Origin of the sequence: Nonomuraea sp. NPDC050227, assembly GCF_044459705.1 — a bacterium.
Lineage (GTDB): Bacteria > Actinomycetota > Actinomycetes > Streptosporangiales > Streptosporangiaceae > Nonomuraea.
This window is the reverse complement of record NZ_JBITJF010000007.1, coordinates 323,480-345,423: the sequence shown is the minus strand read 5'-3', so window position 1 is coordinate 345,423 and position 21,944 is coordinate 323,480. Positions and strand designations below refer to the sequence as shown.

25 protein-coding genes are annotated in these 21,944 nt (G+C 71.4%); 9 read left to right on the top strand and 16 right to left on the bottom strand.

Annotated elements, in window-relative coordinates; all coding sequences use genetic code 11:
• The first annotated feature begins 44 nt into the window (after window positions 1–44).
• The 5 genes from ACIBK9_RS28175 (at window position 45) to ACIBK9_RS28155 (ending at window position 3,501) form a co-directional block, all read left to right on the top strand.
• The gene (locus tag ACIBK9_RS28175) at window positions 45–1,094 is read left to right on the top strand and encodes a sensor histidine kinase (protein WP_397161942.1); all 1,050 of its coding nucleotides are present in this window, start codon (window positions 45–47) and stop codon (window positions 1,092–1,094) included.
• Window positions 1,091–1,729 (top strand): response regulator, encoded by a 639-nt coding sequence (locus ACIBK9_RS28170; protein ID WP_397161941.1) that lies wholly within the window; start codon window positions 1,091–1,093, stop codon window positions 1,727–1,729. Before ACIBK9_RS28175 ends, ACIBK9_RS28170 begins: the two co-directional genes overlap by 4 nt.
• Before the next feature lie 132 nt (window positions 1,730–1,861).
• Window positions 1,862–2,476, top strand: a complete 615-nt coding sequence (locus ACIBK9_RS28165; protein WP_397161940.1) for a hypothetical protein — start codon at window positions 1,862–1,864, stop codon at window positions 2,474–2,476.
• A gap of 76 nt (window positions 2,477–2,552) precedes the next feature.
• Window positions 2,553–2,999, top strand: a complete 447-nt coding sequence (locus tag ACIBK9_RS28160) for a MarR family winged helix-turn-helix transcriptional regulator (RefSeq protein WP_397161939.1) — start codon at window positions 2,553–2,555, stop codon at window positions 2,997–2,999.
• Between the two features lie 121 nt (window positions 3,000–3,120).
• Window positions 3,121–3,501: a DoxX family protein gene (locus ACIBK9_RS28155; protein WP_397161938.1), complete on the top strand. Its 381-nt coding sequence runs from the start codon at window positions 3,121–3,123 to the stop codon at window positions 3,499–3,501.
• A gap of 16 nt (window positions 3,502–3,517) precedes the next feature.
• Here ACIBK9_RS28155 and ACIBK9_RS28150 read toward each other — a convergent pair whose 3' ends face one another.
• The 6 genes from ACIBK9_RS28150 to ACIBK9_RS28125 form a co-directional block, all read right to left on the bottom strand.
• A complete protein-coding gene (locus ACIBK9_RS28150) occupies window positions 3,518–6,058 on the bottom strand; it encodes an ATP-binding protein (RefSeq protein ID WP_397161937.1) in 2,541 nt (846 codons plus the stop codon).
• Window positions 6,055–6,888 carry a potassium-transporting ATPase subunit C gene (locus tag ACIBK9_RS28145; protein WP_397161936.1) on the bottom strand — a complete coding sequence of 278 codons (834 nt, stop codon included), beginning with the start codon at window positions 6,886–6,888 and terminating at the stop codon, window positions 6,055–6,057. The genes ACIBK9_RS28150 and ACIBK9_RS28145 overlap by 4 nt, the downstream gene beginning before the upstream one ends.
• Window positions 6,889–8,994 carry a potassium-transporting ATPase subunit KdpB gene (kdpB, locus tag ACIBK9_RS28140; RefSeq protein WP_397161935.1) on the bottom strand — a complete coding sequence of 702 codons (2,106 nt, stop codon included), beginning with the start codon at window positions 8,992–8,994 and terminating at the stop codon, window positions 6,889–6,891.
• Between the two features lies 1 nt (window position 8,995).
• On the bottom strand, window positions 8,996–10,657 hold the full coding sequence (gene kdpA / locus ACIBK9_RS28135; RefSeq protein WP_397161934.1) for a potassium-transporting ATPase subunit KdpA: 1,662 nt from the start codon (window positions 10,655–10,657) through the stop codon (window positions 8,996–8,998).
• Window positions 10,657–10,746 (bottom strand): K(+)-transporting ATPase subunit F, encoded by a 90-nt coding sequence (gene kdpF, locus ACIBK9_RS28130; RefSeq protein WP_397161933.1) that lies wholly within the window; start codon window positions 10,744–10,746, stop codon window positions 10,657–10,659. Before kdpF ends, kdpA begins: the two co-directional genes overlap by 1 nt.
• A gap of 274 nt (window positions 10,747–11,020) precedes the next feature.
• Complete coding sequence (locus ACIBK9_RS28125) at window positions 11,021–11,698, bottom strand: helix-turn-helix domain-containing protein (protein WP_387678429.1); 678 nt, start codon at window positions 11,696–11,698, stop codon at window positions 11,021–11,023.
• Between the two features lie 149 nt (window positions 11,699–11,847).
• Between ACIBK9_RS28125 and ACIBK9_RS28120 the strand changes: the two genes are divergently transcribed.
• Together ACIBK9_RS28120 and ACIBK9_RS28115 are read left to right on the top strand one after the other, a co-directional pair.
• A complete protein-coding gene (locus ACIBK9_RS28120) occupies window positions 11,848–12,798 on the top strand; it encodes an ATP-binding cassette domain-containing protein (protein WP_397161932.1) in 951 nt (316 codons plus the stop codon).
• Window positions 12,795–13,553 carry an ABC transporter permease gene (locus tag ACIBK9_RS28115; protein WP_358301255.1) on the top strand — a complete coding sequence of 253 codons (759 nt, stop codon included), beginning with the start codon at window positions 12,795–12,797 and terminating at the stop codon, window positions 13,551–13,553. The genes ACIBK9_RS28120 and ACIBK9_RS28115 overlap by 4 nt, the downstream gene beginning before the upstream one ends.
• On the opposite strand, the gene ACIBK9_RS28110 is transcribed toward ACIBK9_RS28115, so the two are convergent.
• The 10 genes from ACIBK9_RS28110 to ACIBK9_RS28065 form a co-directional block, all read right to left on the bottom strand.
• Window positions 13,541–13,879, bottom strand: coding sequence for a DUF1048 domain-containing protein (locus tag ACIBK9_RS28110; protein WP_358301253.1), 339 nt, complete (start codon window positions 13,877–13,879; stop codon window positions 13,541–13,543). The genes ACIBK9_RS28115 and ACIBK9_RS28110 overlap by 13 nt on opposite strands.
• Before the next feature lies 1 nt (window position 13,880).
• Window positions 13,881–14,237: a DUF1048 domain-containing protein gene (locus ACIBK9_RS28105; protein WP_397161931.1), complete on the bottom strand. Its 357-nt coding sequence runs from the start codon at window positions 14,235–14,237 to the stop codon at window positions 13,881–13,883.
• Window positions 14,234–14,560, bottom strand: coding sequence for a PadR family transcriptional regulator (locus ACIBK9_RS28100; RefSeq protein WP_387678443.1), 327 nt, complete (start codon window positions 14,558–14,560; stop codon window positions 14,234–14,236). Before ACIBK9_RS28100 ends, ACIBK9_RS28105 begins: the two co-directional genes overlap by 4 nt.
• Window positions 14,561–14,642: 82 nt before the next feature.
• Complete coding sequence (locus tag ACIBK9_RS28095; protein ID WP_397161930.1) at window positions 14,643–15,071, bottom strand: YbaB/EbfC family nucleoid-associated protein; 429 nt, start codon at window positions 15,069–15,071, stop codon at window positions 14,643–14,645.
• Window positions 15,072–15,076: 5 nt separating this feature from the next.
• A complete protein-coding gene (locus ACIBK9_RS28090) occupies window positions 15,077–15,949 on the bottom strand; it encodes a hypothetical protein (protein ID WP_397161929.1) in 873 nt (290 codons plus the stop codon).
• A complete protein-coding gene (locus ACIBK9_RS28085) occupies window positions 15,946–16,263 on the bottom strand; it encodes a hypothetical protein (protein ID WP_397161928.1) in 318 nt (105 codons plus the stop codon). Before ACIBK9_RS28085 ends, ACIBK9_RS28090 begins: the two co-directional genes overlap by 4 nt.
• Window positions 16,264–16,366: 103 nt before the next feature.
• Window positions 16,367–16,978, bottom strand: coding sequence for a DUF1707 domain-containing protein (locus tag ACIBK9_RS28080; RefSeq protein ID WP_397161927.1), 612 nt, complete (start codon window positions 16,976–16,978; stop codon window positions 16,367–16,369).
• Between the two features lie 47 nt (window positions 16,979–17,025).
• Window positions 17,026–18,234 (bottom strand): cytochrome P450, encoded by a 1,209-nt coding sequence (locus ACIBK9_RS28075; RefSeq protein WP_397161926.1) that lies wholly within the window; start codon window positions 18,232–18,234, stop codon window positions 17,026–17,028.
• A 10-nt stretch (window positions 18,235–18,244) separates the two neighbouring features.
• Window positions 18,245–19,006 (bottom strand): ABC transporter permease, encoded by a 762-nt coding sequence (locus tag ACIBK9_RS28070; RefSeq protein ID WP_397161925.1) that lies wholly within the window; start codon window positions 19,004–19,006, stop codon window positions 18,245–18,247.
• 11 nt (window positions 19,007–19,017) lie between these two features.
• Window positions 19,018–19,782 (bottom strand): ATP-binding cassette domain-containing protein, encoded by a 765-nt coding sequence (locus ACIBK9_RS28065; protein WP_358301232.1) that lies wholly within the window; start codon window positions 19,780–19,782, stop codon window positions 19,018–19,020.
• 367 nt (window positions 19,783–20,149) lie between these two features.
• Between ACIBK9_RS28065 and ACIBK9_RS28060 the strand changes: the two genes are divergently transcribed.
• Together ACIBK9_RS28060 and ACIBK9_RS28055 are read left to right on the top strand one after the other, a co-directional pair.
• Entirely contained in the window at window positions 20,150–20,401 is a 252-nt protein-coding gene (locus ACIBK9_RS28060; RefSeq protein ID WP_397161924.1) for a hypothetical protein, read from the top strand.
• A 102-nt stretch (window positions 20,402–20,503) separates the two neighbouring features.
• Window positions 20,504–21,943 carry an LCP family protein gene (locus tag ACIBK9_RS28055; protein WP_397161923.1) on the top strand — a complete coding sequence of 480 codons (1,440 nt, stop codon included), beginning with the start codon at window positions 20,504–20,506 and terminating at the stop codon, window positions 21,941–21,943.
• Window position 21,944: the final 1 nt, after the last annotated feature.

The window sequence follows — 21,944 nt, the reverse complement described above, 5'->3', positions numbered from 1 at the left end:
GCGGGGGAGTGCGGCCCCGGCGGCGTCGGCTAACGTCGGTCCACGTGAAACGCCCTCTCGCCCAGGCCGCGCGGGCCGGGGTCTACCAGCTCCTGGGCGCCGCGCTGCTGGCTCCGGTCGCCGCCGGGCTCGGCCTGCCGATCCTGGCCGAGCTGACGCCGGGCCGCCTGCTGGCGCTGTGGGCGGCGTGCCTGCCCGCCTCGGTGCTGCTCGCGCTGCTGCCGCTGACCCGCCGCCTGGAGGTGATCGCGCTGTCGGACCTGCTCGACGTGGACGTGCCCGAACGCGGTGACCGCCTCTACCTGGTGGCCCTGACCAGCCTGCACCTGTACGTCGGCGGGACGCTCAGCGCGGCCGTCCTGGCGTTGTCCCCCGGGCTGCTGCCGCGGGCCTGGCAGGCGGCGCCCGGCCAGGTGGCCGAGGTGCTGCTGCTCACCGCCGTCGTGCTGGCCGCGATGGTCGCCGCCGGGCTCGGCCAGCGCTGGGTCGCGCGGCGGCTGCTGCGTTCCGAGCCGTCCCGGCTGATCGACGAACTGGACCGCCGCCAGTCGCTCGCCCTGGAGCTGCACGACTCCGTCGGCCACGCACTCAGCGTCGTCCTGGTGCAGGCCATGGCGACCGAGGCGGCGCTGCGTCGCGCCGCCCCCGAGCTCGCCGCCCAGTCGCTCGGCCACCTGACGACCACCGCCCGCAACGCCCAGCAGGAGCTCGACGTGCTGCTCGGCGTGCTCGACGACGGCGCGGCCGGCCGGACGCCCACCCTGGAGGCGCTCGGCACGCTCACCCGCGGCCTCGACGTCCGGGTCAGCGTCGGCCACCTCGGCAAGGTGTCGCCCGCGACCTCGCGGGCCGCGTTCGCGATCGCCAGGGAGGCGCTCACCAACGCCCTGCGGTACGGGCACGGCCCGGTCACGCTCGCCGTCGCCGCCGCCGCCGAACTGACCCTGACCATGGACAACGCGACCCTGAGCAGGCCGGGGGAGCCCGGGCGCGGCCTGACCGGCATGCGCATGCGGGCCCGGCTCGCCGGCGGGACGTGCACCTGGGAGGAGGTGGGCGGAACGTGGCGCGTCCGGGCGAGCCTGCCGCTGTGATCCGGGTCGTCCTGGCCGACGACGAGCAGCTCATCCGCTCGGGCTGGGCGACCATGCTCTCCCTGCACGACGACATCGAGGTGACGGCCGAGGCCGCCGACGGACGAGCGGCGGTCACGGCCGGCGCCGGCGCGGACGTCGTGCTGATGGACATCCGCATGCCGGTCATGGACGGCCTGGCCGCGACCCGGGAGCTGGCCCGCCGCTCGCCGAGCACGCGCGTCGTCATGGTCACCACGTTCGAGAGCGACCAGCTCGTCTGGGGCGCCCTGCGCGCGGGAGCCGCCGGCTACGTGCTCAAACGCTCGCCCGCCGGCGAGCTGGTGGAGGCGGTCCGCCTGGTGCACCGGCGCGACGCGGTGCTCTTCCCCGACGCGCTGCGCCGCATCGCCGCGCCGCACGTGGGCAGCGCCCGCCGGCGCCTGCCCGTCGAGCCGACGCCGCGCGAGCTGGACGTCCTGCGGCACATCGCGCTCGGGCGGAGCAACGCGGAGATCGCCGCCGCGCTGCACGTCACCAGGGAGACGGTCAAGACGCACGTCGGCAACCTCCTGGACAAGCTCGGCGCCCGCGACCGCACCCAGGCGGCGGTGCTCGCCTACGAGCTCGGCCTCGTCGGCCCGGTCGGGGAATGATCCCTCTCAGGAGGGAGGTGGGGTACCGCATCCCGCTCAAGAGCGAGACGCGACTTCGCCCGCTCCGGCGATGTCCGGCAGGCCGCGGAAAACCAGGATTGGGGAGGTCATCACCGCTAAGGAGTCAACGAGATGAACCCCCGCATCGCCTTCGTCGCCGCCCCCGTGCTCACCTTCGCCTACGGCGTCCTGCGCATCCTGGACGGCCTGGACGGCAGCCGCGGTCCCGGCCCGGCCTGGACGACCGGGCACCTGGCCTTCATCGGCGCCCTGGCGTTCTTCGCCGTGACCTTCCACGAGATGCGCAGGCTGGCCGGCCGCGGCCGGCTGGCGACAGGGCTGGCCGTAGCCGGATATGTCGGCATCGCCACGCTGATCGCCCAGTTCTCCATCGACATCGTCGTGGGGTTCCGCTCGGCCGACCACGCCGCGATGGGCGTGCTCTTCGACCAGGTCCAGTCGGTTCCCGGGGTGCAGCAGGTGGTCTACGACTTCGGGCCGATGTTGTTCTTCGTCGCCCAGATCGGCCTGGTCCTCCAGCTCGCCGTCCAGCGCCGCGTCAAGGCGTGGACGCCCGTCCTGGTGGTCGCCGACGTCATGGTGCCGTTCGTGGAGAAGGACCTCATGCCGCTGGGCGCCGCCTGCCTGCTGGTCTCCTTCCTGGCGATGGCCCAGGTGTCGCGGGCGTCCCGGGCGGCCGACGGCCGGCACCGCGTGGCCGAGCCCGCCGTACCGGCCGCCGTGTGACGCCTGGGGGTGCGCCCGCCGGCGCACGACGGGCATATAGTTCAAGAGCTGAAACAGTGTGGGCAGCGGGGGAGTCGTGGCGGAGCTGGAGATCGATTGGCCGGATCCCGAGGGCCAGGAGATCGTGGAACGCCTGTTCGCCGCAGACGCCGCCCTGCGGGCGCACTTCGACGAGACGGCCGCCGCGGTCGGTCTCACCGTGCCGCAGGCCCACACCCTGCTCCAGCTCGGGCAACCGCTGCGCATGGGCCAGATAGCCGGCCAGCTGCACTGCGAGCCCTCCCACGTGACCGGCATCGCGGACGCGCTCGAACAGTGCGGTTTCCTGCGCCGGGAGCCTGACCCGGCCGACCGGAGGGCCAAGCGGCTCGTTCTCACCGAGTCCGGCCAGGAGCTCCGCGGCCGCCTGCTGGCCCGCCTCTTCGAGCGGGCGCCGATCATCTCGGTGCTCGACGACGACCAGCGCACCGCGCTGCTGTCGCTGCTCCGTCTGGCCCAGTCGGCCACCGGCCCCCGCCGCTGACCTCCGGGCGATCGCCCACCCGCCTCCTCCTCCTCCTCCTCCTCGCCGTCGCTGCGCCGACCCCTAGGTGCGTCGCGCAGAAAACTTCTGGTAGAACATACTTCAGTCACTGAAGTATTGAATGTTCTATCGCGAGGAGCTCGCGTTCATGTTCATCGCCATCGTCGTGCTGTCCCTCCTGCTGGCTCTCGCCTTCGCCGGCGCCGGCTTCCCCAAGCTCACCGGCAAGGACGCTATGGCGGCCCAGCTGGGCAAGCTCGGGGTGTCGGCCGGGCTCATGCGGGTCATCGGCGCGCTGGAGATCCTCGGAGCCGTGGGACTGGTCGCCGGGCTGTGGGTCGAAGTCCTCGGGGTCGCGGCCGCGGCCGGCCTCGCGCTCCTCATGGCCGGCGCCGTCGCCACCCACCTCAGGGCTCGCGACGCCGCCAAGGACACCCTGCCGTCGCTGCTGCTGATGATCCTCAGCGCCGCCGCCTTCGCGCTCGGCCTGGCCGCCCTCTGACGTGGAGCCCCGGGCCTCACCGTCCGGGGGCGGCGACGGGCAGGGTGAGGATCATGGTGAGACCGCCCCCGGGGGTCTCGTCGGGCACGAGCGTGCCGCCCATGGCCTCGGCGAGCCCGCGGGACAGGGCGAGCCCGAGCCCGACGCCGGAGTGGTTGTCGCGATCGCCGAGCCGCTGGAACGGCTGGAAGACGCGGTCGTGCGCCTCCGGCGGGATGCCGGGGCCGCGATCCATCACCCGGATCTCGACGTGGTCGCCGTGCCCGCTGGCGGTGACCAGCACGGTCTGGCCGGGCGGGCTGAAGCGCACGGCGTTGGACATGAGGTTGACCAGGACGCGTTCCAGCAACGCGGGATCGGCCAGCACGTCGGGCAGCTCGACGGAGACGTCGCCTTCGACGCGGTCCCGCAGCGGGCCGAGATCGTCGATGGCGCGCGGCACGATCTCTTCGAGCGCCAGCGGCTGCGCGCTCACCCCGAGCACGCCGGCCTGCAGGCGGCTCATGTCCAGCAGGTTCGCCACCAGCCGGTCCAGCTTGTCCAGCGACTCCTTCGCGGTGGCGAGCAGCTCGGACCGGTCCTGTTCCGACCAGGCGACCTCGGTGCTGCCCAGGCTCTCGACGGCGGCCTTGGCGGAGGCGAGCGGCGTGCGCAGGTCGTGGCTGACGGCGGCCAGCAGCGCGGTGCGCATCCGGTCGGCCTCGGCGAGCGGGCGGGCGAGCTCGGCCTCCTGCTGCAGGCGTTCCTGGCGCAGCGCGACGGCGGTCTCGGCGGCGAACGCCTCCAGCACCGTGCGGTCGGCGGCCTCCAGCGGCTCGCCCCTGGCGGCCAGGACCAGTTCCTCGTCGATGACGACGTCGGTGTCGGACCGTCCCGGGCAGGTGGCGGGGGCGCCGCCGGAGGTCGCGACGATCCGCCAGGCGTCCGGGTCGGAGTGCTGGTCGGGCGCGCGCGCGGCCTCGGGCCGCCGTTCCAGCAGGGTGACGGAGGTCAGGCCGAAGGTCTCGCGCATGCGTTCCAGCAGCGAGGACACCGCGGCCTCGCCGCGCAGCACGTGACCGGCCATGGTGGACAGTAGCTCGGCGTCGGCGCCGGCCCGCGCGGCCTCCCTCGTCCGGCGGGCGGCGATGTCCACGATCGTGCTCACCGCCGCCGCCACCAGCACGAACACGACCAGCGCGAACAGGTTCTCCGGGGCGGCGATGGTGAACTCGCCGACCGGCGCGGTGAAGAACCAGTTGAGCAGCAGCGAACCGCCGACGGCCGCGGTGATGGCCGGCCACATGCCGCCCACCAGGGCCACCCCGACGGTCAGGCAGAGGAAGAACAGGATCTCGCTGGGCAGCGACAACATGTCGCGGAACGGCGCCAGCGCGGCCGTCAGCAGCGGCATCCCGGCCACCGACAGCGCCCAGCCGCTCGCCCGCCGGGTGCGGGTGAGCGCGGCCCGCGTGCGGGCGGGCCGGCGGCGTCCCTGCTTGGCCTCCTCGTGCGTGATCATGTGGACGTCGATCGAGCCGGACCGGGCGGTGGTCTCCACGCCGACGCCCCGGGAGAAGATCTGCGCGAACCGCCCCCTGCGCGAGGCGCCGAGGACGAGCTGGGTGGCGTTGACGCCGCGCGCGAAGTCGAGCAGCGCCCGCGGGACGTCGTCGCCGACCACCTGGTGGTAGCTGCCGCCCATGTCCTCCACCAGCGTGCGCTGGCGGGCCAGGCTGGCCGGGTCGGCGCCGGCCAGCCCGTCGGCGCTGGTGACGTGCACCGCGAGCAGGTCGGCGCCCTTGGTGCGGGCGGCGATGCGGGCGGCCCGGCGGACCAGCGTGTCGCCCTCGGGGCCGCCGGTCAGGGCGACCACCACCCGCTCGCGGGTCTCCCAGGTGGTGGCGATGCCGTGGTCGGCGCGGTAGCGGTCGAGCTGGTCGTCCACTTTGCCGGCCACCCACAGCAGCGCGAGTTCGCGCAGCGCGGTGAGGTTGCCGACGCGGAAGTAGTTGGACATGGCGGCGCTGACCTTCTCCGGCGCGTACACGTTGCCGTGCGCCATGCGGCGGCGCAGCGCCTCCGGCGACATGTCCACCAGCTCGATCTGGTCGGCGCGGCGCACCACCTCGTCGGGCACGGTCTCGCGCTGCGGCACGCCGGTGATCTCCTGGACGACGTCGTTGACCGACTCCAGGTGCTGGATGTTCACCGTGGAGACGACGTCGATGCCGGCGTCCAGGATCTCGTCCACGTCCTGCCAGCGCTTGACGTTCTTCGAGCCGGGCACGTTGGTGTGGGCCAGCTCGTCGATCAGCGCCACCTTCGGCCGGCGGGCGATGACGGCGTCCACGTCCAGCTCGGTGAAGGTGGCCCCGCGGTGGACGACGGTCCGGCGCGGGATGATCTCCAGGCCCTCCAGGAGGGCGGCGGTGCGGGGACGGCCGTGCGTCTCGACCAGGCCCACGACCACGTCCCGGCCGCGTTCCCGCGCGCGGCGGCCCTCGCCGAGCATCGCGTACGTCTTGCCGACCCCGGGCGCCGCCCCGAGGTAGACCCGAAGGCGGCCCCTGCTCATGAGCGGTCGAGCGCCAGGTTGAGTTCGAGCACGTTGACGGCCGGTTCGCCCATGAAGCCGACGGCCCGGCCGGTGGTGTGCTCCTTGATGAGCCGCTCGACCTCGGCCTGGCCGAGGCCGCGCTCCCTGGCCACGCGCCGCGCCTGGAGCTCGGCGTAGGCGACGGAGATGTGCGGGTCGAGCCCGGAGCCACTGGCGGTGACCGCGTCGGCCGGGACCTTCGCCTCGGCCTCCCCCCGGACCGGGACGGTGCGCCCGGCCGCGTAGTCCTCACCCGGCTCGGCACACTCCACCCGCCTGCCCTGATAGGTCGCGACGAACGGGGTGGCCGGGCACGCCTGGTTGACGCTGACGGCCCGGTCGGGGAAGACCTTGAGCACCGCGCCGACCCCGTCCGGAGTGCAGTACGGGCGGGCGCCGCTGACGCCCTCCAGCTCGCCGGCCGCCCTGGAACGGGCGCAGACCTGGGTGAGCAGCGACTGCCGGCCCTCCTCGCCGGCGACCGGCAGCGTGTCCACGACGTCCTCGGGGCCGAGGTTGCTCGCGCCGGACGAGGTCGGGTCGTAGCCGTCGCCCGCCGCCGACGGACGGGACTGGAAGTACTTCCTGACCGGCTTGCCGTCGGCGTCGGTGAAGGACTGGCCGATGAGCGCGCTGCCCACGGCCCTGCCGTCCTTCTCGACGAGCGAGCCGTTGGCGCGCCCGTTGAACAGGGCCTGGGCGACCCCGGTGGTGACCAGCGGGTAGACGATGCCGAGCAGCGCGGTCAGGACGGCGACGGCGCGCAGGGCGGCGAGGTGCTGGCGGACCCAGCTTGGCAGGCGTTCCATTTATGACATCCCCGGAAGGAACTGGATCAGCAGGTCGATGAGCTTGATGCCGATGAAGGGGGCGACGATGCCGCCCAGGCCGTAGACGTACAGGTTGCGCGAGAGCAGCTTGGACGCGCTGGACGGCCGGTACCGGACGCCTCTGAGCGCCAGCGGGATCAGCGCGACGATGACCAGCGCGTTGAAGATCACCGCGGCCAGGATGGCGGACTGGGGGCTGGACAGGCGCATGACGTTGAGCGCGTCCAGGCCCGGGTAGACGGCCGCGAACATGGCCGGGATGATCGCGAAGTACTTCGCGATGTCGTTGGCGATCGAGAACGTGGTCAGCGCGCCCCGCGTGATCAGCAACTGCTTGCCGATCTCGACGATCTCGATGAGCTTGGTCGGGTTGGAGTCCAGGTCGACCATGTTCCCGGCCTCCTTGGCGGCCGAGGTGCCGGTGTTCATGGCCACGCCGACGTCCGACTGGGCCAGGGCGGGGGCGTCGTTGGTGCCGTCGCCGGTCATCGCGACCAGGCGGCCGCCCTCCTGCTCCTTCCTGATCAGGGCCAGCTTGTCCTCGGGGGTGGCCTCGGCGAGGAAGTCGTCCACACCGGCCTCGTCGGCGATGGCCTTGGCGGTGAGCGGGTTGTCGCCGGTGATCATGACGGTGCGGATGCCCATGCGGCGCATCTCGTCGAAGCGTTCGCGCATGCCCTGCTTGACGACGTCCTTGAGGTGGATGACGCCGAGCACGCGGCCCCGCTCGGCCACGACCAGCGGGGTGCCGCCGGAGGCGGAGATGCCGTCCACGATGTGGCCGACGTCGTCGGTGGGGTGGCCGCCGTTGTCGCGCACCCACTTCATGACCGCGGTGGCCGCGCCCTTGCGGACCTCGCGGCCGTCCAGGTTGACGCCGGACATGCGGGTCTGGGCGGTGAACTGCACCCATTCGGCGCCGTGGATCTCGCGCTCGCGCAGGCCGTACCGCTCCTTGGCGAACACCACGACCGAGCGGCCCTCGGGGGTCTCGTCGGCGAGGCTGGAGAGCTGGGCGGCCTCGGCGAGCTCCCGCTCGCCGACCCCGTCCACCGGCACGAACTCGGCCGCCTGCCGGTTGCCCAGCGTGATCGTGCCGGTCTTGTCCAGCAGCAGCGTGGACACGTCACCGGCCGCCTCGACCGCGCGGCCGGACATGGCCAGGACGTTGCGCTGCACCAGACGGTCCATGCCGGCGATGCCGATGGCCGACAGCAGCGCCCCGATCGTGGTGGGGATCAGGCAGACCAGCAGCGAGACCAGCACGATGCCGGTGACGCCGTTCGCGTCGAGCGCGAGCGAGTCGGGGACGCCGGGGTTGATCTGCTTGGAGTAGACGGCCAGCGGCTGCATGGTGACGGTGGCGACCAGGAAGACGATCGTCAGGGCGGCCAGCAGGATGTTGAGCGCGATCTCGTTGGGCGTCTTCTGCCGGTTGGCGCCCTCGACCAGGGCGATCATGCGGTCGACGAAGCTCTCGCCGGGCTTCTGGGTGATCCTGACGACGATCCGGTCGGAGAGCACCTTCGTGCCGCCGGTCACCGCCGAGCGGTCGCCGCCCGACTCGCGGATGACGGGCGCGGACTCGCCGGTGATGGCCGACTCGTCCACCGAGGCGATGCCCTCGACCACGTCGCCGTCGCCGGGGATGACCTCGCCGGCCTCGACCACCACCAGGTCGCCCTGCCGCAGCTCGGGCGCGCCGACCGTGTCCCACCCGCCTTCCGCGTCGCCGCGCAGGCGGCGGGCCCTGGTGTCGGTCTTGGCCTTGCGCAGCGTCGCCGCCTGCGCCTTGCCGCGCCCTTCCGCGACGGCCTCGGCCAGGTTGGCGAAGATCACGGTCAGCCACAGCCACACGACGGTCGCCCAGGCGAAGAACGACGGATCGACGATCGCCAGGACGGTGGTGAACACCGCGCCGACCTCGACGATCAGCATGACGGGGTTGCGCCACAGCGTGGCCGGGTTCAGCTTCCTGACCGCGTCGGGAAGGGACCTGACGAGCTGCCGGGGATCCAGCAGGCCGCCGCCCACGCGGCCGTCCCGCCGTGCGGGGGAGGGTTTGTCCAGTACGGGGGTTGACATGTCAGGACAGTCCTTCTGCGATCGGGCCGAGCGCGAGTGCCGGGAGGAAGGTGAGGGCGACGAGGATCACCGTCACGCCGACGACCAGGCCGACGAACTGCGGCCGGTGCGTGGGCAGCGTGCCGGCGCCCTCGGGGACGGGCGACTGCGCCGCCAGCGAACCGGCCAGCGCCAGCACCAGGATGATCGGCAGGAACCGGCCGAAGGCCATGCACAGGCCGAGCGCCACGTCGTACCAGGGGGTGTTGACGGTGAGGCCGGCGAAGGCCGAGCCGTTGTTGTTGGAGGCGCTGGTGAAGGCGTACAGGACCTCCGACAGGCCGTGCGGGCCGCCGTTCAGCATGCTCGCGCGCCGCTCCGCCGAGCCCATCGCGAACGCGGTGCCGACCAGCACCAGGGCGGGGGTGACCAGGAAGTACAGGGAGGCGAGCTTGATCTCCCGGGCGCCGATGCGCTTGCCCAGGTACTCGGGGGTGCGGCCGACCATCAGGCCCGCCACGAACACCGTGATCACGGCGAGGATCAGCATGCCGTACAGGCCCGAGCCGACGCCGCCGGGCGCGACCTCGCCGAGCATCATGTTGACCATCGTCATCATGCCGCCGAACGGCGTGTAGGAGTCGTGGAAGGAGTTCACCGCCCCGGTGCTCGTGAGGGTGGTCGAGGCGGCGAAGGTCGCCGAGTTCGAGACGCCGAAGCGCAGCTCCTTGCCCTCCAGCGCCGCGCCGGCCGCCTGCGGCACGGTGGCGTTCCCGGACAGCTCGAAGACGTTGGTGAGCAGGACGCTCGCCAGGGCCAGCACGCCCATCACCGCGAGGATCGCGTACCCCTGCCGGACCTGGCCGACCAGCCGGCCGAAGGTGCGGGTGAGCGAGAACGGGATCACCAGGATCAGGAAGATCTCGAACCAGTTCGTCCAGCTCGTGGCGTTCTCGAACGGGTGGGCCGAGTTGGCGTTGTAGAAGCCGCCGCCGTTGGTGCCCAGTTCCTTGATGACCTCCTGGGAGGCGACCGGGCCGCCGGTGACGCCCTGCGTGCCGCCGGTCAGCGTGGTCACCTCGTGCACGCCGGAGAAGTTCTGCACCAGGCCGCCCGCCACCAGCACCAGCGCGCCGACGAAGGCGATCGGCAGCAGGATGCGCAGGGTGCCGCGGACCAGGTCCACCCAGAAGTTGCCGATCGTGCCGGACCTGCGGCGGGCGAACCCGCGGACCAGGGCCACCGCGACCGCCATGCCGACGGCCGCCGAGACGAAGTTCTGCACGGCCAGGGCGGCCATCTGGGTCAGGTGGCCCATCGTGGACTCGCCGGAGTACGCCTGCCAGTTGGTGTTGGTGACGAAGCTGATCGCGGTGTTCCAGGCGATGTGGCCGGTGACCGGCTCCATGCCGAGGCTCAGCGGCAGCTTGTCCTGCAGGCGCTGGAGGCCGTACACGACCAGGACCGAGATCACCGAGAAGGCCAGCACGCTGCGGGCGTAGACCGGCCAGCTCTGCTCGGTGTCGGCCCGCACTCCCAGCAGGCGGTAGATGCCGCGCTCGACGACGTTGTGCCTCGTCGTGGAGTAGACACGGTGCATGTAGTCGCCGAACGGCTTGTGCACCAGGGCCAGCGCCGCGATCAGGGAGACGATGAAGATCATTCCGGCCAGGGTCGTACTCATCAGAACCGCTCCGGGAACAGCAGGGCCGCGATCATGAAGATCACCAGACCGGCGACCACGACGAGACCGGTGGCGTTGACAGCGCTCACAGCCGCTCCACCGCCCGCACGACCAGCCCGAAGACCACGAAGATCGCGATCGTCAGGGCGACGAAGATGACGTCGGCCATCCCCACTCCTCAGTTCGATGATGAGATCGCCGCCGCCCCTCGACGGGCGGCCGCAGATCCAGCAAACGCCGGAAAATGGGGTGTTTTGCCGTTCTTGACGGTTTCCATACGGCCGCAGCCCGAATCTTGACGGCCTCCCTACGCGGCTCGGTCCGGGTTCGGGAGGGTCGCGCGCGGTCCGGGCCGCGTTCCGGTCACGGCAGGAGGTCGCGCCAGCGTTCGGCCGACGCCAGGGCGTCCAGGCTGATCCGCTCCAGGAACGCGCCGCCCCTGGCCAGGCGCCGGCCCGCGGGCGTGTCGAGCCCGAGCGTCTGCCCCGCCGCCTTGGCGACCTCCGCCGCCGCGAGCGTCTGCCGGGCGCTGATCATCGTCGAGTGGTACCAGGCGTCGTCGTCGACCACGTAGACGTCGCGTCGTCGTTGCGGATCGCGTTCGCGCCTGATCAGGCCCTGCTGGGTCAGGTAGCCCACCGCCGTGGAGATCGAGGCGGGGCTCACCTTCAGCCCGCGCGCCAGCTCGGCCGCGGTGAGCCGGCCGTCCTCGCTCAGCCACAGGCCGATGAGCACGCGCGCCACCATCTTCGGCAGGCCCATCGCGACCGCCATCTCGACGGCTCCCTCTTCCGCCTCGAAGACCTGGCGGTCCCGGGGCTCGGCCGGACGCGCCGGGGCGCCGCGCCGCGCCCGCCGTGCCGTCGCCTGGTGCGCCCGCTCTGGACGGTAGTCGCCGGGGCCGCCGTTGCGGCCGACCTCGCGGCTGATCGTCGAGGTCGGCCGGTCGAGCCGCCTGGCGATCTCGGCATAGGAGCGGCCTTCGGCGAGACCGGTCGCGATGCGCCGACGGTCGTGCAGGGTCAATCTTCCTTCTGCCACGACCTCACTATTGCGTTCGGCCGCACACAATGCAACGTTTCATTGCATTCAGCTTCAGCGTCAGAGTATCAATTTATCGCTTCTGAGCTGGGGATATGTGGTGCCATTGATTGACACAATTTCTCAAAGCAACGTAGCTTTCAGTTGTGATGAACACGTACTATCGCGACGAGTCGCGAGCCTTCGTCTCGGTGACGGGGCTGCGCAAGTCCTACGGCGCCCACCGCGTCCTGGACGGCATCGACCTGTCCATCCCCCAGGGCACCGTCTTCTCGCTGCTCGGCCCCAACGGCGCGGGCAAGACCACCACGGTGCAGATCCTGTCCACCCTGATCAAGGCCGACGCCGGCGAGCTCCGGGTCGCCGGGCACGACCTGTCCAGGGAGCCCGACAAGGTGCGGGCCGCGATCGGCGTCACCGGCCAGTTCTCCGCGGTCGACGGCTTCCTCACCGGCGAGGAGAACCTGCGGCTCATGGCCGACCTGCTCCACCTCGGCCGCGCCGAGGGCCGCCGCCGAGCCGCCGAACTGCTGGAGCGCTTCGACCTCACCGGCGCCGCGGGCAAGCCCGCGGCCGCCTACTCGGGCGGCATGCGCCGCCGGCTCGACCTCGCCATGACCATGGTCGGCACGCCCAGGCTCATCTTCCTCGACGAACCCACCACGGGCCTGGACCCGCGCAGCCGCCGCACGATGTGGCAGATCGTCCGGGACCTCGTCCGGCAGGACGGCGTGACCATCTTCCTGACCACCCAGTACCTGGAGGAGGCCGACGAGCTCGCCGACCGCATCGCGCTGCTCAGCCAGGGCCGGCTGGTGGCCGAGGGCACCCCCGAAGAGCTCAAGCGCATGGTCCCCGGCGGCCATGTCGTCGTGCGCTTCACCGACCTCGACGGCTACCGCAGGGCGGTCTCGCTGGTGGGGGCGAGCTCGCACGACGAGGAGTCCCTGACGGTGCAGATCCCCGACACCGGCGTCGGCGCGTTACGCGAGCTCCTGGAACTGCTCGACGCGCACGCCGTCGACGTCGCCGAACTGTCGATGCACACGCCCGGCCTGGACGACGTCTTCCTGGCCCTGACCGAGGAGTCCGCACGATGAGAGCGATCACCGACTCGGCGACGATGTTGCGCCGCCAGATCAGGCACATGTGGCGTTACCCCACGCTGATCCTCACCTACGCGGGCGTCCCGGTGGTGTTCCTGCTGCTGTTCGTCTACGTCCTCGGCGGCATCATGGGCGCCGGGATCGGCGGCGACCGCGCCGCCTACGTCGCCTACATCACTCCCGGCATCCTGATCATGACGATCGCCAGCGCCGCGCAGGGGACCGCGATCGCGGTGGCGATGGACATGACCGAGGGCATCGTCGCCCGCTTCAAGACCATGGCCATCGCCCGCGTCTCGGTCCTGACCGGGCACGTGCTCGGCGCGCTCGTGCAGAACTTCACCGCGATCGCCGCCGTGACGCTGACGGCCCTGCTGATCGGCTTCCGCCCCGCCGCCTCGGCGCTGGACTGGCTCGGGGTGGTGGGCGTGCTGGCCATGTTCACCTTCGCCGTCACCTGGCTGTCGGCGGCGCTCGGCATGGTCACCAAGAACGTGGCCACGGCCAGCAACCTGCCGATGCCGCTGATGCTGCTGCCGTTCCTGGGCAGCGGCGTGGTGCCGCCGGAGTCGATGCCGGGCCCGTTGCGCTGGTTCGCCGAACACCAGCCGTTCACGCCCGTCATCGAAACCCTGCGCGCGCTGCTGGCCGGGCGGCCGGCGGGGCCCAGCCTCGCGGCGGCGGCACTCTGGAGCGCGGTCATCGCGCTGGGCGGGTACCTGTGGGCCCGCAGGCTCTACAACCGGTGAGGTTTCCCCTTGGTGCCGGTCTTCTCGCTGACGGACTCCTGGTAGAGGTCGGCGTAGGTGCGGGAGTCCTTGATCAGGCCGTCGGCGAAGGCGGCGACGTCCTCGCCGATGAGTTCGAGGACTCCCTTGCCGGCCGCGACGCCCTCCTCGAAGAAGTCGACGATGCCCGGCAGCAGGGACCCGTCGGTCAGCCCCACCGGCCCGACCTTGAAGAAGTACCGCTGCATCTCCTTGTAGACGATCTGGTAGTCGGGCGGCAGCGCCTTGACCCGCGCCAGGTGCGCCCGCCACTGCTTCTTGCCCTCGATGATGTCCTGGATGCCCACGTCAGCCTCCCAGCCGGCCCAGCTTCTTCGCGACGTTCCTGTTCAGCTGCTCGCGCCACCGGTCGCGGAAGTTGCGGCCCCCGGCCTCGCCGGCCAGGGCCGCGCAGAACCCCGGGATGTCGTCGCCCAGCACCTCGTGGATGTCCTGCCCGTCGGCCGCCGTCTCCTCCAGCAGCCCCAGAACGCCGTCGAAGATCGGCATCAGGTTCCGGCCGGTGAAGTCCCCGTAGAGAAAGAGATGACCTTTGATCTGTTCCCAGGCCGCCCGGTGGTCGGCCGGCAGTGCCGCGGCCCGGGCTTCGAACGCTTTGTAGTCCCTGGTGAGATCGCTGCCTGTGATGGTCTCCCAGAAGCTCATTTCCCGCCCTCCTTGAGCTTGTCGATCCGGGATGTGATGTACGCCCATTTCGCCCAGAAAGTCGCCAGTTCCGCGCGTCCCGCGTCGTTGAGCGCGTAGAACTTGCGCGGCGGCCCCTGCTCGGACGGTCGTTTCGTCACCTGGACGAGCCCGTTCTTCTCCAGTCGCAGCAGGATGGTGTAAACCGTCCCCTCGACGACGTCGGCGAAGCCCAGGTCGTTCAGTCGGCGCGTGATGGCGTACCCGTAGGTCTCCTCGCTGCCGATGATCTGGAGCACGCAGCCCTCAAGCGTGCCCTTCAGCATCTCCGTCAGATTGTCCATGGTGGCTCTTCTTCCGCCGCCTTCCGAAGTACTCGGTGGTACCGAGTACTGCTATACAGTACCACAGAGTAGAGCCTTCGGGTCAGGGGCGCAGCAGGCCGCGTACCCGGTCGATCGTCGCCTCGGCCTGCTCCAGGTTCGCCAGCAGGGCGCCGGTCGAGTCGCGCAGCCGGGCGGCGACGAGCCCGCGGCCGGTCAGGAGCGCCTCGCCCGCGCCCAGGAACTCCTCCAGCCTGGCGCGCTCCTCGGCCTCGGCCTGCCGCCTGGCCTGGTGGATCAGGCCGAGGACGGTCTCGGCCAGGCGCGCCGACTCCATGCGCATCGCCCGCGGGTCCAGGCGCAGGTCCTGGACGCCGGACGCGCAGCTGTACTCGACGCTCACCCAGCCGTCCGGGGATTCGGCCCGGGCCGTGGCGGTCTCGCCGGGGAGCCGGCTCAGTCTGCTGAAAAGGTGGTCGGCGTCGGCCGCGAGCCGTTCGGGGTCGAGGCCGAGTGCCTGCTCGAAGTCCATGGCGGTTACTCCCAGGGGAACGAGTAGGAGCCGTCGGCGGCCTGCGCCGGCACGTACCGGCCGGTGATCGTCTGGCTGCCGCTCGTGACGTCGTTGAGCGCCTTGGCGCCCGCCGCCTGCGGGACGCCCTGGGGGAGTGGCCCGCCGGCGCCCTGGCGGCGGCCGGTGAGGCCGTGCGCGGTCAGGTCCCGTTCGATCCGGTTCGCGGTGCCCCAGACCAGCAGCGGGCCCTGGGCGAAGGTGGCGGCGGCGAGGTCGCGCAGCCCGCCGCCGTCGCCGCGGGCCGCCTTGGCGCCCGCGTCCACCGCCACCGCCGCGGACAGGGCGGCGGCGCAGCCGTGCAGCAGCGTGTCGAGCAGCGACTCCACTGCCCGGTAGTTCTCGTACAGGCCGGTCAGGCAGCGGGTGGCCGCGGTCCGGGCGGTGACCAGGCTGAGCGGTGTGAGCGCGGCGGTCAGCACCCAGAGCGCCAGCGCGGCCATGGCCGCCGCCACCAGGAACTGGTACAGGATCATCGCGACGAGCACGGCGCCGACGGTGCGGAGGACGAGGGCGGCGACGACCGCGCGGATCTCGATCGAGCGCAGGCCGGCCAGGTAGGCGTCCATGCGGCGGTCGAAGGCCCGGCCGTCCTCGCTCCGCCAGCTCGTCGTGGCCACCTCGCCGACCAGCGCCTCGACGTTCAGCCGGGTGGCCGCCACGTCGTCGTGCACGGCCAGCCAGGTGTCCGCGCCGTCGAAGAACGCCTGCGGGTCGTACTGGTGGACGTACATCCTGCCGACGAACGGCCAGGCGGCGGGCACGCCGAGCGCGGACAGCGTCACCGCCGCCCCCGCGCCCGCCATGAGGGCGTCGCGGGCCAGCTCGGCGGCGTTCACCGCATCCTCACGGTGGCGGCGGTCTCGGCGTCCTGCCAGGTGGTGACCGAGGTGTCCAGGTCGTCCTGGACGCGTGCGGTGTCGTCGAGGCGGCGGCGCACCTCGGTCATCGTGAGGGCCTCGACCTCGTTGTAGGCCAGCGCCAGCGAGTAGGTGAACGACGTGAACGCCGACTCGGCCACGGTCAGCGACACCAGCTTGGGCACCACCTCGTCCAGCCGCCTGGCCGCCTCGGGCAGGCGTGATCGCAGCTCCCTGAGCCGGGACCGGTCGATCTCGATCTCGTGGGGGCCGGAAGGTGTCCATGGATTCATCGGCATACGTGGCTCTCGTCCGTGCGGGAATGATCTGTCCAGCCTGTCCCGCCGGGGCGTGAACCGCCGCAATCCTGACGAAATCCCTACGCGCCGCGCCGCGTCACCGCCGTGTGGCCTGCCGGCGGACGTCGAGCCGGCCGTGCCGCATGCGGCCGGTCAGGCGGACCCGCAACACCTCCGGCGTGTCGTCGTCGGGGGCCCTGCCGATCGCCAGCGTGCCGTGCCGTACCGAGAGCTCGTCGTTCTCCAGCACCATGCCCGGCGCGAGGACCAGCTCCACGCTGCCGCCGCTCACCCGCAGCTCGATGATCAGCTCGGGCGCGCCGCGCACCGCGCTGGTCAGGTCCAGCAGCACGTCGCTCCACGCGGTGCGCACCGCCAGCCGGTGCGGTAACGTCCAGCGGCCGTCGCGGCGCACCGAGCCGTGCTTCTCCTTGATGGTGAGCAGTTCGGCGGCCGGAGCCCCGGCCGGCGGCAGCGCGAGCGCACCGTGGCTGCCCGGTCCCGCGACCAGGTCGGTGACGAGCGGGGCCAGCGCGTTCACGGTGCGGGCGGACAACGCCACCTCCAGCCGCTCCTCGAATTCGGCCAGGTCGAGCCGGCCGTCGGCGACGGCCGTCCGCAGCAGTTCGGTGACGCGGTCGCGGTCCGCGTCGGAGGCCCGCAGCGCTGGTGAGGAGGGCTTCACGGGACCCGCCGGGAGGTCTGCCATGGGTGGTTCCTCTCTGGAGCTCAGGGGGCGGCGCTACCGGGGCGGGGTCAGGCGTCCCAGGTGACGGGGAGGCTCTTGACGCCGTAGATGTCGGCGAGCTCCGGGCGCAGGGCGACTTGGTCGGCCGGTACGGCCAGGCGCAGGGTGGGGAAGCGGTTGAGCAGCGCGGGGAAGGCGACGCGCATCTCGACGCGGGCGAGCTGCTGGCCCAGGCACTGGTGGATGCCGTGGCTGAAGGCCAGGTGGCCGCCGTCCTTCCGGCGCAGGTCGAGGGTGTGGGGGTCGGGGAAACGTTCGGGGTCGCGGTTGGCGGTGTTGAGCGACAGCAGGACCATCGTGCCGGCCTTGACGGTCTGGCCGGCCAGCTCGACGTCCTCCAGGGCGACCCGGTAGAACTGCTTGGCGACGGACAGGTAGCGCAGCAGCTCCTCGACGGCCTGGTCGGCGAGCGTGGGGTCGGCGCGCAGCGCGGCGAGCTGGTCCGGGTTCTGCAGCAGGGCGAAGGTGCCGAGGGCCAGCATGTTGGCGGTGGTGTCGAACCCGGCCGACAGCAGGATCAGGGCCATGCCCTGCAGCTCCTCGTCGGTCAGGTCGCTGTCGAGCAGGTCGCTGAGCACGTCGTCGGTCGGGTGGGCGCGCTTGGCGGCCACGAGTTCGGCCAGGTACTGCTGGGTGGCGAGGTAGGCGGCGATCAGTTCCTCGTCACTGGCCTCGCCGCCGAGGAACTTGTCGATGTTCTCCTGGAAGCGGTCCCGGTCCTCGTACGGCACGCCCAGCAGCTCGCAGATGACGATGGCGGGGATGGGCTTGGCGAACGCGGTCACCAGGTCGGCGGTGGGGCCGGCCTGTTCCATGGCGTCCAGGTGTTCGGCGGTGATCTGCTCGACGCGCTCGGTCAGCAGCCGCATCCGGCGGACGGTGAACTTGCCGACGAGCGGCTTGCGGTAGCGGCTGTGCTGCGGGTCGTCCATGAGCAGGAACTCGCCGGGCGGGGCCGGGGGCACCTCGATGTCGCCGTAGTCGATGGTCGGGTGGTGGCTCATGAGCTCCTTGCGGGAGCTGAAGCGGGGGTCGGCCAGGATCGAGCGGGCCAGGTCGTAGCCGGTGACCAGCCAGCCCTGGTGCCCGTCGGCGAAGGGGAAGCGGCTGATGGGGCCGTGCTCGCGGGCCTCGACGAGTTCCTTCGGCGGGTCGAACGGGCAGCCGGGACGACGCTCGGCGGGCATCGGCGTGACGGTGTGCAGGGACTCGGTCATGATCGTCCTTTCAGGAGATCTTGCGGCGGTAGGTGTTCATGGCGAAGACGTAGGCGACGACCAGGATGCCGACGCACCAGCCGAGGGCGATCCAGATGTCGTTGCCGACGGGCTGCTCGGCGAACAGGGCGCGGATGGCGTTGACGATGGAGGTCACCGGCTGGTTCTCGGCGAAGACGCGCACCACGGTGGGCATGGTGTCGGTGGGCACGAACGCCGAGCTGAGGAACGGCAGGAAGATGAGCGGGTAGGAGAACGCGCTCGCGCCTTCCATGGTCTTGGCCGACAGGCCGGGGATGACGGCGATCCAGGTCAGCGCCAGGGTGAACAGGATCAGGATGCCCGCGACCGACAGCCAGGCCGACAGGCCCGCGCTTGAGCGGAAGCCCATGAGCAGGGCGACGAGCATCACGACCACCAGCGAGACGAGGTTGGCGACCAGCGAGGTCAGCACGTGCGCCCACAACACCGACGAGCGCGCGGTCGGCATGGACTGGAACCGTTCGAAGATGCCGCCCTTCATGTCCATGAACAGCCGGTAAGCGGTGTAGGCGATGCCGGAGGCGACCGTGATGAGCAGGATGCCGGGCAGCATGTAGTTCACATACGAGTCCGACCCCGTCCTGATCGCGCCGCCGAACACGTAGACGAACATCAGCATCATGGCGATCGGCATGATCGCGGTCGTGACGATGGTGTCCGGGCTGCGGGAGATGTGGCGCAGGGACCGTCCCAGCAGGACGGTGGTGTCACCGAAGAAGTGCTTGCTCATGGTGGGGGTCCTTAGGCTTTCGTGCCGACGAGGGTGAGGAAGACGTCCTCCAGGGTCGGCTGCTTCTCGACGTACTCGACCTTGGCGGGCGGGAGGAGTTGCTTGAGCTCGGCGAGGGTGCCGTTGACGATGATCCGGCCCTCGTGCAGGATCGCGATCCGGTCCGCGAGCTGCTCGGCCTCGTCCAGGTACTGGGTGGTGAGCAGCACGGTGGTGCCCTGGGCGGCGAGCTCCTTGACGGCCTGCCACACCTCGATGCGCGCCTGGGGGTCGAGGCCGGTGGTCGGCTCGTCGAGGAAGATGACCGGCGGGTCGCCGATGAGGCTCATCGCGATGTCGAGGCGGCGGCGCATGCCGCCCGAATACGTCGCCGCCTTCCGGCCGCCCGCCTCGGTCAGCGAGAACCGTTCGAGCAGGTCGTCGGCGATCTTGCCGGGGTTCTTCAGGTGCCGCAGCCGGGCGACCAGCACGAGGTTCTCCCGCCCGCTGAGGATCTCGTCCACGGCGGCGAACTGGCCGGTGAGGCTGATGGACTCGCGCACCTGGGCGGCCTGCCCGGCGACGTCGAGGCCGTTGACCCTGGCCGTGCCGGCGTCGGCCTTGAGCAGCGTGGCCAGGATCTTCACCAGCGTGGTCTTGCCCGCGCCGTTCGAGCCGAGCAGGGCGAAGATGCTGCCCCGCGCCACCTCGAAGTCCACGCCGCGCAGCACGTGCAGTTCCTTGTACGACTTCTCCAGGCCGTGCACCTGGATCGCCGGAGCTTGTCGTGTCGTCATCACTTGGCCCTGTCTTCTCTTCCGGGGGGTCTCGCCGTCGGCGCGACTACTTAGTGGTGCTGACTACTGGCTATATAGTGCCACGAGGTACCAGTACCTAGCAACACCGAATAGTCGTGAGTGCCGAGGTGTTCATGGCGTTCACCTTCGCGGGCCGCGCTGACACCGCGCCGACGCCGTGCTGACACGGCACGACCCCGTCCTGACGCCGTCAGGGGCGGCGGGATGAACCTTTCATCGCCCGCGGGACGTTCGCGCTGGTCGCCGGGGCCGTGCGAGGGCCGATCTTGCGGTGGGGACGAGCCCTGTCGTGCAATTCACGGTGATCGCTTCTCACGCAATCCGACCCTTGATGAGGGGAGAGCCGATGCGTCGCGCAATCACCGCCCTGGCGCTTGCCGCGGTCACCACCCTGGCGCCCGTCCTGGCCATGAGCACGCCGGCGGACGCCACGTCCACGCTCCAGGTCGTCTACACCGGCCTGCCGTACGACATCTGCGTCTCCTTCGGCCAGTCGGGCCAGCAGAACGGGCGCTGGCAGACCTGGTGGTGCAGCACGCACTATCCGCAGAGCTACCCGGGCTCCACCACCTACGACCTGTGGGCGTACGTGGACTGACGCCCTTCTTCCGCATATTCCGCTGGATAAGTTGCGTACATGGGCAATCAGCCCCGAACCTATGATCTCGGGGGACGTACCACATAGAGATCATGAGGGCGGATGGGCACCAAACGGGGCGCGGGGGCAGCCATCGGCTGGGCAGCGCTGTCGATCGTCATTCCGGGCGCGGCCCATCTGCGGGCGGGGTACCGCCTGCTCGGGCTGGCGCTGCTGGGGCTGTTCCTGGCCGCGGGCGTGGCGGTGGCCCTCGTCGTGGCCTCGGCGGGCGGGTGGGCCATGGCGACCCAGGCCGCCTGGGCCTCGGCGATCACCGGTGGCGCCATCGGCGTCGGCGTCGCGTGGGGGCTGCTGGTGGTCGCCTCCTACACCGTGCTGCGGCCGCGGCGGCGGCTGGTCTGGTCGGACGGCGTGGCGCTGCTGCTCGTCGCGGCCGTCGTGTCGCCGTTCGTGGTGGCCTCGCAGACGGTGTCGGAGGTCGACGCCACGCTGACCGACGTGTTCAACGCGCCCGAGCCCACGCCCATCAACCACGCCGACCCGTGGGCCGGCCGGACGAGGGTGAACATCCTGCTGCTCGGCGGCGACGGCGCGCGCGGCCGCAACGGGACGAGCATCCGCACCGACAGCGTCAACGTCGCCAGCATCGACGTCAGGACCGGCGACACCGTGCTGTTCGCGCTGCCCAGGGAGATGGAGAACGCGCCCTTCCCCAGGGGGAGCGTGATGGGGAAGCTGTTCCCGCCGCCCAAGGGCTTCTACATCGCCGGGGCCGGGCGGGAGTCGGAGGACCTGCTGAACGGCGTCTGGGCCTACGCCGACACCCATCCCGCGCTGTTCCGCAACTCGCCCACCCGGGCCCCGGACGCCGTCAAGGGCGCGGTCGGCGAGATCCTCGGCCTCAAGATCGACTACTACGTGCTGGTCAACATGTGGGGCGTGGCCCGGCTGATCGACGCGCTCGGCGGCGTGCGCATCCACGTCGAGCAGGACATCTGCTACGGCGTGGGCCGCAGCGACGGCGGCGTGATCAAGGCGGGCACCCGCCGGCTGAACGGCAACGACGCGCTCTGGTACGGCAGGGCCCGCGACCACGACGGCTCCAGCTGCGCCGGAGGCGACAACCACACCCGGATGCGCCGCCAGCACTGCGTCATCTCCGCCATGCTCGACCAGCTCGACCCGGCCAACGTGCTGCTGAAGTTCAAGCAGCTGGCCGGCGCGGCCCGGCAGACGTTCCGGACCGACATCCCGCGCGGGCTGCTGCAGGACCTGGTGCCGCTGGCCGACAAGGTCAAGGGCGCCCGAGTGGGGACGTTGTCGATCGTCCCGCCGCGCTACAACCCGGCCTACCCGGACTTCCCGCGCATCCGGGCCGACGTCCGCAGGGCCATTCTCCGCTCGCACCGCGCGCCCGCCACCGTCGCCGCGGGCACGCCGTCCGCCACACCGTCGGGCACGCCGTCCGCCCGGCCGTCGGGCACGCCCACCAGGACGGCGATGGCGTCGTCGGGGAAGCTGGCCGACTCCTGCGTGGCCTGAG